Raw genomic sequence first — 11,337 nt, forward strand, 5'->3', positions numbered from 1 at the left:
TTTTCAATTTATCCTACTCGTTCTTGGTCGTTACTGTTTCCCTGACAATCAAGCTGCCATACAGTTGGGTAATCTGTTGGGGATTTTCCTCTTTATCAATGATGTCTGCCAAGAGTTGCATGGCCTGTTCCCCTTTACTTATTTGATCCAGGCGAATCGTTGTTAGAGGTGGATCATTTAAAGCGGCGTACTTAATATCATCAAAACTGATAATCGAGGTTTCTTCCACCTTATATTGCCCTGCTTGCTTAAGAAAATAAATAAACTCCATCGCTAGATAATCCGCTGATACTAAGACGGCGCTATACTCCTTGCCATGGCTTAACATCAGTTGAAAATCCGCTTTATTAAACATCAGTGTTTCTGATATTTTCAATTGATGGTCTTCTAAAGCCTTTTGATACCCTAAATACCTTTGCTGAATAACCCCTGGAAAACGATTATCAAAGACATGGGATAAAAAGGCAATCTCTTTATGACCATTTTCAATCAAATAACTCGTTGCAGTATAAGCAGCCTGAAAATCGTCAGTATTGATGAAATACCTTTTTGGATACTCTTCCATATGGTCGTAAACGCGAGCATCTAAGTGGGTGTCTATAAAGACAATCGGACTTTGGACCGCCTGATTAATTTCTTCAAATAATTCTTGAGAAAATCCAACCGCAATAAAGCCATCAAATTTCCAGTTTTTTTGTACCGCTAAAATATCATGTTTTGAGATAACATTATGAATCAGTGTAAAAAAACCGGCTTCTTTCGTTTTCCGCTCAATTCCCTCTAATATTTCTGTTACGAAAGGATCGGAAAAGTCTAGCCTTGGCGTATCGGAAAAATAGAGCAAACCAATTAAGCGAGAAGATGATTGAACCAGAGCTCGAGCATTCATATTAGGTGAATAGTCATATTTTTTAATGATTGCCTCGATAATTTGCCGTTTTTCATCTGATACACGATGAGCTTTATGATTAATCACATTTGAAACCGTCGTTAGACTGACACCTGCTTCTTGTGCGATTTGTTTAATTGTTACATTCATTCCACTCACCTAACCTTTTTTTAGTTTTGCCCGTAGGCTGACACTTCTTATTATAACAGTCTTCTCAAGGGCTTCCCACTTATTTTACAGAGCCACTCGCAACCCCAGCAATAAATCGTTTTTGGAAAACCAGATAAATGATAATCACTGGAATAATCGAAATAGACGTGGCCGCAAATAACCCACCGTAGTCAGTTCCATATTGGCCATTAAACATGCGTAACCCAACTGAGAGCAATTGCTTGTTCTCATCATTAATCATCAGATAGGGCCACAAAAAATCTTCCCAACTCCAAAGGAACTGAAAAATCGCTAAACTGGAAATCGTGTTGGTAGACATCGGAATAATGATTCGGTGGAAAATATAAAAATCACTGGCCCCATCCACTCGTGCCGCTTCCAGCATCTCATCAGATATCTGACTGATGCCCTGACGGAACATAAAAATCCCAAAGCCACTGACCATTGACGGAATAATCAATGATTTATAAGAATCCAGCCACCCAAAATCAACCATCATCTCATATTTAGGAATAATCGTTACTGCCCAAGGTAACATCATGGTGCTTAAGACGACGCCGAATAACAGATTTTTCCCTTTAAAATTGAATTTAGCAAAGACAAACCCGACTAAAGCACTGGTGTAAATAATAATCGTCGTAGTCAAGACGGAAATAAACAAACTATTAAAGAACATCCGCATAAAATTAAATTTTTCTTGAACACTTGTGTAGTTGCCAAAGGTCGTCGGAATCGGAAACAGTGAGCCCCCTATTTTGACAATGTCACTGTTTGGCGCAAAGGATGAAAGCAACATCCAGATAAATGGCACTATCGTAATGAATGCCAGTATCAGCAAAACAATGGTTAATACAACTGACTTTGCTCGTTTCATTTATCTGACCTTCCTTTCTCCAGTTAGTTTGAACATCATCACGGTTAAAATACCAATAATCACAAATAAAATAATGGCCATGGCCGAAGCAGCACCAAAATTATACTTAACAAAAGCTTCATCAAAAATCAAATATGAAATGACATAAGTAGACGTTCCCGGTCCCCCCTCAGTCATGATCAGGATTTGGATGTAGGCTTGTAAATAAGTAATCAATGAGGTAATTACCACAAATAAAGTGGTGGGTTTTAAGAGAGGCAAGGTCACCTTAACAAACTTTTGCCAGCCTGTGGCGCCATCAATATCCGCTGCTTCAAAAACATCCTCAGGAAGCCCCATAATACCGCCGAGAAAAATCACAGTAGCATAACCAAAATCTTTCCAAATCGTCATAATAATAATGGCAGGTAATGCCCAGGAACTGTTTTTTAACCAATTAATATCCAGATTGAAGACTTTATTAATTAAGCCAAACTGTGGATCAAACATCCACATCCACACAAAGGACACTGCAACTAGCGGTGTAATTGTTGGCATATAGAACAAACCTTGAAAAAAGGTTTTAAATCTAGTTAATTTTGAGGATAATAACATCGCTAATCCTAACCCAATAACCAGACGAAAGACGACTGAGAAGAAAGCAAACACAAACGTATTTTTCATAGAGTTCCAAAAAGCGCTACTCGTTAAGACGTTTTTAAAGTTTTCCAAACCAATAAAGTCATACTTGTCTATTAAGGGATTCCAATCATGCAAACTACCTGCAAAGGCCTTGTATATCGGGTAAATTAGGAAGATTGAGAAATAAATAATCAGCAAAATGACGGTCATATTTCTCAAGTTGAACCAACTATTGCTAGTCTTTTTTTGCATAAAACTCACCTCTTTCTTTTTCTAATTAACAGGTCCCTCTAAATAATAGTTAAAAGGAGCCGTCTAAAATCACATTGACTGATCATTTTTCGGCTAAAGTCGTCTCCAATGATGGTCTCGACTTTAGCCGACACTATTACTTAGCTTCCTTTATAAATTGATAGGTGGACTCTACTGAAACAAAATCAGAATTTTTCATTTCTTTCTCCATCTTCTCTTGTCCTTCTTTAACTGATGCCTTTAAATCCTTTCCGTTAAATAAGACATCTTCCATGGTTTGTGTACCGGTGGTTTCAACGGTCGCAGGGAATGGTCCCGGCCAAATCAAACGATCAACACGCGGCGCTATCGCGCCAAGTACTGGATTATCTAAAATATCTTGATCCTCAGCTAAGGACTTTTTAGTTGGAAACGATGCTAAGGCCAAGGCCCCTGTCTTAGAATAGTCATCATTGGCTAGACAATAATTCAAGAAATCCTGGGCTATAGCTTGTTGCTCGTCTGTTTGATTTTTATTTATCCCAGGTGTGCTCTCACCATTGTAGCGATCATAAGCCATTGGTACTTCTGCCGTTGGCGTTGGTGTTGGGAAAACCCCATAATCGATATCTGGGTAATTGGTATCCAACTCATTGAGGAACCAGCCCCACTTATAGACCATGCCGCTTTGACCATTACCAAAGCTTTGACTGGATTCTGCGCCGAAGTCCTTTGAGCCAACATTGTCTTTTTCATAAAGATCAATTAGAAATTGTAAATTTTCTTTCGTTGAAGCGTTGTCATAATTAACCATTTTGCCATCATCTGTAAAGAGACGTTCACTTTTTTGATAATTTAAGCCTTGATACAAGGCACTGTAGGTTTCACCATTCCAGTTAAATCCTGCTTGTGTAATCTTGTCGCCTTCTTTTTTCGTTAATTTCTTGGCTACTTCTCTAAACTCATCCCACGTTTTCGGAATATCCTTATCGCTTAAACCTGCCTCTTTCCAAAGGGCTTTATTATAATAAATATTTCCCGTGTTAATCATACTATCAATATAATAAACCTTGCCATCAGCAATATGAGGATCTACAGAGGTGAAGTCTGCTTGTAAATCTGCCACAGCCACTTCATATGGCGCTAAATAAGGCGATAAAATATCGTGCTGAGAGTTGTGAATATTAAAGACTGCTGGGCCATCTTTCCCTTTTAATGCCAAAGGTAGTTTTGTCCAATAATCTTCCCAGGGATGATTAACCACTTTAATGGTAACGTTTGGGTACATTTTTTCATATTCTTTTGCCATAGTAATAGCTGGATCTCCTTCGTTCCAAGTCCAATACTGAATATTAATAGGTTTTCCATCATTAACGAGCTTATTTGGATCAAATTTGACAGCCTCACCAATGACCTCCATCCCTTTGTCTTCTTTTGTATCAGTCGTTCCCTCAGCCTTTTTCGCCCCTCCAGATGAACAGGCTGCCAAACCTCCAACAACTAAGACAGACATTAACACAGCTAATAACTTCTTTTTCATAGGGTGTTCCTCCTTTTAGTTTAACGTTAAACTTCAACTTACAAATATAGTTTAACGTTAAACTTAATCCTTGTCAACGCTTTCTTTATTTTTTATTATAATTAGAACCATAAGTGAATGTTTACCTAAAGAAATACTTTGTGTTGGTGAGCTCTTTATAAGATGGATTGGTTAGTTTTTAAGTGGTGTTAGTTGACCTAGATAATTCCCAATAGGTTGTAGAGATAAAAAGCTCCTAAGCTATACTAAAATATTAAAGCCACAATTAATACTTTGACTAATTGTCAGTATTTTTCGCTTTTTTTTTTTAAGGCAATTTAAAGATTATTAACAAACACTTATTTTACAGTCTATTTCGCTACTCTATCAAAGACAACCTAAATAAAATCAATGATTAAGTTAACTATGCAGGTGTTATCTTGCAAATAAAAAAATCAAATAGACGTCACAAGGACTGGCAATAAGGCTCAGCGTTGATACTAAACGATAAATAAAAATCAGTTCAACCGAGTTTTATTCTTTATGATAGTTAGACAATTTCTTTTTACGATGTAATCATTGAATTCTGCCTTGATTACTTAGATATATCTTAAACGCAGCCTTTATTTTCTACTTTCGTAGAACTGCTTTACTCATTTTCCTCTAGTAAGATGCTACAGCAATTCTTTTAGACTCTTAATATTCCGCAAAAGCACGACTTGACATTTTTATAATACGTCCCCATAATAAAAGAACCAACCCAACTTTAATAACGTTTTTTTATGATAGGTCTTATTAGGGCATTTCACGGCCCTCTTTTGTTACAATAGCTCTGATGGACACTTTGTATGACGTCGCTTAACTAAGATAGAAAAGGAGGGGTTATTCTGAATAAAAAACTATTATTTTTCTTACTACCAATCATTATCTTCTTAGTCTATTGTTCAGCTAATCAAAATGAGACCACTATTTCTACAACTGTTTCCACGACTACAATTTCTGATTCACATCAAAGTGACAATGAATTCACTTTACATTATCTTGGTTTAGGTGATGATAGTCTTCTATTTACTCTCAAAAACAATACAGATATACACTACCAACACATTCTTTCTGATAGAGAAATCAGTCAATCGATCAACCACAGCTGGGAAAACCTTAGCTTTACAAAATCAATGATGTATCTGGTATCCATACTTGATCCTAAAATGTCAGAAGAGATAATAATACCCAAACACTATCTTGAAGGCAAGTTTGGTACATTTAAGCTAACCCTTCACTTAAAAAATGACGCCATTGGTGATAAGTATGTCGAAACGATATTTGATTATAACTAACTAATACTATGGGATTACTCAATTTAAAGGAGGTATTAAATTCGCCTATTGTACTTTTGGTAATAAGACTGTTAAAATTAGTGGTGCTAGTATCTATCTTGAATGTGGTAACATTATCCAGCCTTAAAAAAACAATCCAATAGGAAATATCATTATCGCCATTGTTATTTTGGTAGTCATTATTCCTGTTTGTTTGCTTTTATACATGCGTTACGTCATGGCTTTTCATAGTATGTAATCAATTAACTTTGTAAATAATTAAGTCATCTAGGGATAAAATTTCCTGCGTTACTATCATTAATTAATACTTTTACCTCTAAAAAAGGATGTGTACTCATAATGACTGGCTCAAGAAGAATAATGAAACTTGACTTAACAAGCTATATCCATAAAACCTCTGAAATCGATTTTCAGCCTATTAACGCAGTCAACGTACAAGATTTAGCCTCTTTGTTTAGTGAATCATTTGCTGGTACGGTTGATGATGAACAGGAAACATTAGCAGAATGGTGTGATGAGATTAATGATTTTTCATTAAATAAATATGGCCCTTTTATCAAGGAAGCCTCTTTTGTCATTACTCACAATGATTTACCGATAGCTGCAATTACCTGCTCCCTATTCAAGAATATTCCACTAATCACTTATATTGTCACTCACCCTAGTTTCCAACGTCAATCCTTAGGTAAAGAGCTTCTAAATAAATCATTAATCAGCCTTAACACCCTTAATTACAAGGATGTCTATCTAGTTGCCACTAATAATAATTTGCCGGCAATTAGTCTTTATCAAAAAATCGGATTTGAGTCTTTCGACCATAATTGGGATGTTGTATTAGGTAGCTAATCCTTTAATAACGCACATATTTTGCCTTAAATGATTAACGTTTTAGGTGTACGGCACTAATAAAGGAACGATTTTTATGTAAAATAAATAGTTTAGAGGCTACTATCACCTTTTCAGTACGGTAATTTCGAATGGAAGCGACATAGCTGTTTAAACTCTAACACCACTTATGGTGATTAGCTACCATTCTTTCTTTTTCTGCTATTCTTCGAACTATCAACCTTCTACTAAAAAAACTCAATTTGGAGCTATTACATGAATATAAAACGATATTTGCCCCTAATTGCATTGATTTTTTTCTTGATGATGATTGTAGCAACTTCATTAGATTTTTATTTAGACTTACATCATTTCAAAAGTATTATTTATCTCAAAAGTCTATTTTCTTTATCCTTGTCTGATAAAGAAGGGAATTACGTAAGCAGAGTTGCTCTTTCCGCTTTAGCGGTTACTTTTTTATTACCTTATCTTTTCATTAAAGAAAAAAATTACATTTCAAAAGGTTTAAAAATTTTATGCTTCATGATCATGCTTGTTTCACCGATAGTTTTTATCATATGTCTAAACAATATATTCAACTTTATTTATCATTTCTAGTTTCAATTCCAACGTAAGTATATGCAGAATTCAATTATTAACTTTCTCAGCCAATCTAAATTGTTCAAATTACACTTTTCTTCAAAAGCATCTTTGTATTCTCCTCTGCAATAACAGATTGTTTTTTTATGTTTGTAATGTTAAATTTAAGAACAATCTAAAAAGGCGGTTCTGTTTTGAGTTGATTATTATTTCTAGTATAAAACTGAGTTTATTACGAAATAGCTAATAATTTACGATTTGGATATTCAGTTATTTGTAATTTGGGAGGATCTTTTAAAAATCCCTTTTTATCAGTATGCGTTGATGGCACGACAGCATAAGGTAACAACAATTCTTTCTCACTGTCTAATTTTAATGAAAACGAAATTCCTGGCATATCAGGATTAAGCATAGAGAACACCTGACTATCGATTACCATATAGTAATTAGTTCCAACAAGGCTTGTATTTGCCAATGAAATCCCCGTGTTAATCCCCTCCAAATTTGTCGTATTACCAAAAGAAACTTTCACAATATAGTAGTATTTAGCAAATGTCTCCTCAGAGAAACCCTCTACTTTTAGATATGTTTTGTAAAATTCTTTAATAGGTATCAATTCAGCACCCAATACTTTAGCCGTATATCCATTTATTATTTCATCAGAATTTCTTGTATAGTCATTTTCAAAAGGAACAACCTCACTTACATCATAATATTTTTCAATTGGTACTTGAACATCTTTATTTATATAATAAATTCGAAGTATCATCAAACTAAGTAATAATATCGTGATGCAAGCTAAACTTCTTTTTTTCATACTTACCTCCACTAATTTTTGTATCTTTTAATCTAACGTCTCTATACTTACTACCTTACCTGTTTCAAGTTTTATTATCGTATCAGATAATTCTTTCAATATTTGCGGCTCATGACAGGCGATAATTATCAGGGCGCCACGTTCTTTTTGCTTCTGTAAGATGTCTTTAACTAAGATTACTCCATCAGTATCTAATGAGTTGGTCGGCTCATCCAATATCACAATATCAGGTTTCTCCATAATGGCTGCAGCAATTCCCAATCGTTGTTTCATGCCTAAAGAATATTTTTGATATTTTTTTTGACTCGCTTCTTCATCCAATCCAACAAGATCTAGAGTTGCTAAAATTTCCTTTATCCCAATTTTTTTTTGGAATGATGCTAACATTCTTAAATTTTTGATTCCGGAATAGCGATTAAGAAAAGAAGGGCTTTCCAATAAAAAACCGATACTTTGCGGGAATTCTATATCTTTCCCAATAACTTTGCCATCAATTATGACCTCCCCTTCGGTCGGTCTGATTAAACCGATTATTGTGCGCATCAACATCGTTTTTCCTGAGCCGTTAATCCCTTGTAACCCATAGATTTTCCCTGATAGCATCTTAACAGAAATATCACTTAAAACCTGATTTTTTTGAATTATTTTACTTACATTTTGTATCACAATTACTGTCATTCTATTTCCTCCTTACTCTTTGCTCAAAATATCAAAAAAATGACATCTTATCCATCCTGTAATTACAGATAAGACAATAAAAATCATCGATACCACCATGCCAACTGGATATGAAACACCCATTGGGAGTACCCAACTGTACCTCAACACCATGCCATAATTTCCTATTGCTGCTGTGTCTAGCAAATAAGTTGAAGAAAGGAGAACAGACGTAATTGTAAAAAAACTGAAAACAGGTTTTACAAACAGAGATAGGAGCATCTGAAATAAGTTGAGAAAAATTGACAGCAACAATGGTGCTAATAAAATACTCACAGGAATTGTAAATCGTTGAATAAGTTCTGTCCTTATATCCAATTCAAATAATAGTTTAATTAGATCAAGATGGATTTCTCTTGTGATTGGTATCCCTTGACCGATAGATAGAATAACCAAAACACAAACAAACACCAAATGTAAAACCATCGTACAACTAATATTCCAAGCACATTTAGAAACCCACCAACGATAACGAGCTTGAAATCGGATTAAACGCTGCAGACCTCCCCCTTCAAAATCCCTCAATGGATAATTTAGCAGGATAAATGCTATTGAAAGATATAAAACTAACCAGATAACCGGGAATTGAAAAGCATTCTCGGGTGAAGGGTGATAAGGCTTCATTCCCCCGTAGGCATAAAACCATATATCGCCAAATGTAACAGGCGACTTAGGCTGTTGAAAAAGATAAATTTTGTTTATACGATTTAAACCATCAAAAAAAACTGCCCCCCCAAGCATGATCGGACATAGCCATAGCCACCCATTTTTTAAAATTCCATATAAAAAATCATACCTCAAACATTTAATAAATTTCATGTTGTCTCTCCCACCAAACAAGACATACTGAAATCAAAAAAAGGAATAATCCTGAAATAAGAATTACTTTCCAAGATGCTGCGTACCCGCTCTCTACAGGTCGTAAAAAATAAAGGGGGGACAACTGTTTATAAACTGTTGTTGGTGATGTATAAATAAAACGAGTACAAAAGTTAATAACCAAGCAGAAAAAAAATGGCGCAATAACCACCACCCATTTGTGCTTGATAAACGAAGTTATCCCTAAGCTCATACAAGCAAGTAAGCCACAATAAAAAAAATCAATACTTAAATAAAAAAAGAGATATAAAAAAGGTCTCGTATAAAAAAGAGTCGACATTAAGGAACTGCCAAAAACACCATAATGAATATCGTATATAACATTTGGTGTAACGACAGGGAAAAACAAAGTGGCTAACAAAAAATTAAACATTAGTGGTATTACCATAGCCAGCCCCCCAGATAAGCCTACTGCAAAATATTTTGCGAGGAAATACGATTTTTTTCCGCCATAAACACTTACTAATTTATGATATCCCCTTTGCTTTTCCTCACAATAAGACCAACCAAATGGAATTGTCACTAGCAGTGGGAAAACAAAAAAGTACAGAGCTGAGCCTAAAGAAAATGGTTCACCTCCAACCCAATGGTTAAAAACTGTATAAACAGCAGCACTGGGGTTATAAGTAACTGTGGAAGATGTGGACAGTGAGGACATACTCTCCAGCTCATTTTGATATAGTTTAACGTTATAAATCAAACTGGCAGTAGTAATAAGGCAGCCCACAATTACGGATGCAATAAAAAATTTATTGTTTAAAGCTTTACTTATTTCAAGTTTCAGTAGATTTTTCATTTAGCTTCCCTTCCTTCCGATAATTGCAAGTCGATATAACTCATCAATTCATCATCTCCTCTAAAATTAGCTACCAGATACAATTGTTCTTGCCTTAAAGTTTTCAAATCAATAGGCCATCCTACTTTAGTTATGATGGATTGGCCTTTTAGAAGGTTAAAATGAAAAAATTTAGTATCCATTTCTCCCTCACTGACAGAGCTAGCAAAATAAGTGGGGTAAGTTAATAGCCTTAAATTTTGCTTATCATCTTCTACAACTAATGATAGAAAAGCAATATTCGGTTCATCTTCTTCATTGATGTTTGTGAGCGTTAGTTCACAGATTAATATGCTACCATTAACAATATCTTCTACTTTTACCATTTCTGGCTGTTCTTCGTTGTCATATATCTGCACTTCTCGAAGTTCCTCCTGCTGGATACCTGCCTCTGCAGGATTATCATAGATAGTTGCATTATTGACAATGAGCTCAAAACCAATATTTTGGTTGTCTGTCATCGTAGGTCTTTTCACGCTTACTGACTCCCCTATTTTCGCTAACTTGCTTTTATCCAAAGTAAATCTTTCAGAAAGAGGGGGGGAATTATCATCTCCTTTAGAATATTTTTCATTCACTAGTAACTCACTTTCTTTGGAACAGGCTACTAATACAAGAATAAAAGTCAAAAAAAATAGGCTTTTATTTCTTCTTCGGCTAATCTTTTTCATTATATTCCCTCATTTATCTTTGTTTAAATAATAAACTCGCGAAATTGCTATATTTTTATTCGACAATAACAGGCTAGCGAGCTCATTTGCTAGCCTGTTACTAAATTAATTGGCTGGAGGGTACCACCCGACACTATCAGGGCTCCAAACACCTCTTAGATTTCCACTTGTTCCACTATTTGCAGTTGTAATATTTAACTTGCAACGCCGGTATCCCCATTCCCACACTTGGTTAGTAATAAACCTTTCAGCAGTGGGGATAATCGCATGACCTCCCTGAGTTGTATTTCTACCAGTATTGATTATTACGGCATGGCGAAGCCACTTATTTCGAAATATGGTGAGCCATCA

General features: G+C 35.1%; 10 protein-coding genes. 1 reads left to right on the top strand and 9 read right to left on the bottom strand.

The features are described from left to right. Positions 1 to 13: 13 nt before the first annotated feature. The 4 genes from RWN13_RS14155 to RWN13_RS14170 all read right to left on the bottom strand — a co-directional run bounded on the left by RWN13_RS14155 (position 14) and on the right by RWN13_RS14170 (position 4,326). Positions 14 to 1,039, bottom strand: a complete 1,026-nt coding sequence (locus tag RWN13_RS14155) for a LacI family DNA-binding transcriptional regulator (RefSeq protein WP_314064886.1) — start codon at positions 1,037 to 1,039, stop codon at positions 14 to 16. Between the two features lie 79 nt (positions 1,040 to 1,118). Further along, positions 1,119 to 1,934 (bottom strand): carbohydrate ABC transporter permease, encoded by an 816-nt coding sequence (locus tag RWN13_RS14160; protein ID WP_314064889.1) that lies wholly within the window; start codon positions 1,932 to 1,934, stop codon positions 1,119 to 1,121. Further along, positions 1,935 to 2,807 carry a sugar ABC transporter permease gene (locus RWN13_RS14165; protein ID WP_314064892.1) on the bottom strand — a complete coding sequence of 291 codons (873 nt, stop codon included), beginning with the start codon at positions 2,805 to 2,807 and terminating at the stop codon, positions 1,935 to 1,937. It lies immediately after the preceding gene. A 136-nt stretch (positions 2,808 to 2,943) separates the two neighbouring features. Beyond that, positions 2,944 to 4,326 (bottom strand): extracellular solute-binding protein, encoded by a 1,383-nt coding sequence (locus RWN13_RS14170; protein ID WP_314064894.1) that lies wholly within the window; start codon positions 4,324 to 4,326, stop codon positions 2,944 to 2,946. A 1,655-nt stretch (positions 4,327 to 5,981) separates the two neighbouring features. Between RWN13_RS14170 and RWN13_RS14175 the strand changes: the two genes are divergently transcribed. Further along, positions 5,982 to 6,488 carry a GNAT family N-acetyltransferase gene (locus RWN13_RS14175; protein WP_314064897.1) on the top strand — a complete coding sequence of 169 codons (507 nt, stop codon included), beginning with the start codon at positions 5,982 to 5,984 and terminating at the stop codon, positions 6,486 to 6,488. 811 nt (positions 6,489 to 7,299) lie between these two features. On the opposite strand, the gene RWN13_RS14180 is transcribed toward RWN13_RS14175, so the two are convergent. From RWN13_RS14180 to RWN13_RS14200, 5 genes are read right to left on the bottom strand one after another with little or no spacing between them, the layout of a single operon-like run. After that, the gene (locus RWN13_RS14180) at positions 7,300 to 7,884 is read right to left on the bottom strand and encodes a DUF5028 domain-containing protein (protein ID WP_314064899.1); all 585 of its coding nucleotides are present in this window, start codon (positions 7,882 to 7,884) and stop codon (positions 7,300 to 7,302) included. A 27-nt stretch (positions 7,885 to 7,911) separates the two neighbouring features. Beyond that, complete coding sequence (locus tag RWN13_RS14185) at positions 7,912 to 8,562, bottom strand: ATP-binding cassette domain-containing protein (RefSeq protein WP_314064902.1); 651 nt, start codon at positions 8,560 to 8,562, stop codon at positions 7,912 to 7,914. Positions 8,563 to 8,574: 12 nt separating this feature from the next. Beyond that, positions 8,575 to 9,420 carry a hypothetical protein gene (locus RWN13_RS14190; protein ID WP_314064905.1) on the bottom strand — a complete coding sequence of 282 codons (846 nt, stop codon included), beginning with the start codon at positions 9,418 to 9,420 and terminating at the stop codon, positions 8,575 to 8,577. Next, positions 9,407 to 10,276, bottom strand: coding sequence for a hypothetical protein (locus RWN13_RS14195; RefSeq protein WP_314064908.1), 870 nt, complete (start codon positions 10,274 to 10,276; stop codon positions 9,407 to 9,409). The genes RWN13_RS14190 and RWN13_RS14195 overlap by 14 nt, the downstream gene beginning before the upstream one ends. Beyond that, entirely contained in the window at positions 10,273 to 10,986 is a 714-nt protein-coding gene (locus tag RWN13_RS14200; protein ID WP_314064911.1) for a DUF5027 family lipoprotein, read from the bottom strand. Before RWN13_RS14200 ends, RWN13_RS14195 begins: the two co-directional genes overlap by 4 nt. Between the last annotated feature and the right edge of the window lie 351 nt (positions 10,987 to 11,337).

This window comes from uncultured Vagococcus sp., from assembly GCF_963518325.1.
Classification (GTDB): Bacteria; Bacillota; Bacilli; order Lactobacillales; family Vagococcaceae; genus Vagococcus_D.

Coding starts and splice junctions, on each gene's coding strand:
- RWN13_RS14165 (WP_314064892.1), bottom strand. CDS start 2,807: ATGCAAAAAAAGACTAGCAATAGTTGGTTCAACTTGAGAAATATGACC.
- RWN13_RS14180 (WP_314064899.1), bottom strand. CDS start 7,884: ATGAAAAAAAGAAGTTTAGCTTGCATCACGATATTATTACTTAGTTTG.
- RWN13_RS14175 (WP_314064897.1), top strand. CDS start 5,982: ATGACTGGCTCAAGAAGAATAATGAAACTTGACTTAACAAGCTATATC.
- RWN13_RS14200 (WP_314064911.1), bottom strand. CDS start 10,986: ATGAAAAAGATTAGCCGAAGAAGAAATAAAAGCCTATTTTTTTTGACT.
- RWN13_RS14195 (WP_314064908.1), bottom strand. CDS start 10,276: ATGAAAAATCTACTGAAACTTGAAATAAGTAAAGCTTTAAACAATAAA.
- RWN13_RS14160 (WP_314064889.1), bottom strand. CDS start 1,934: ATGAAACGAGCAAAGTCAGTTGTATTAACCATTGTTTTGCTGATACTG.
- RWN13_RS14155 (WP_314064886.1), bottom strand. CDS start 1,039: ATGAATGTAACAATTAAACAAATCGCACAAGAAGCAGGTGTCAGTCTA.
- RWN13_RS14170 (WP_314064894.1), bottom strand. CDS start 4,326: ATGAAAAAGAAGTTATTAGCTGTGTTAATGTCTGTCTTAGTTGTTGGA.
- RWN13_RS14190 (WP_314064905.1), bottom strand. CDS start 9,420: ATGAAATTTATTAAATGTTTGAGGTATGATTTTTTATATGGAATTTTA.
- RWN13_RS14185 (WP_314064902.1), bottom strand. CDS start 8,562: ATGACAGTAATTGTGATACAAAATGTAAGTAAAATAATTCAAAAAAAT.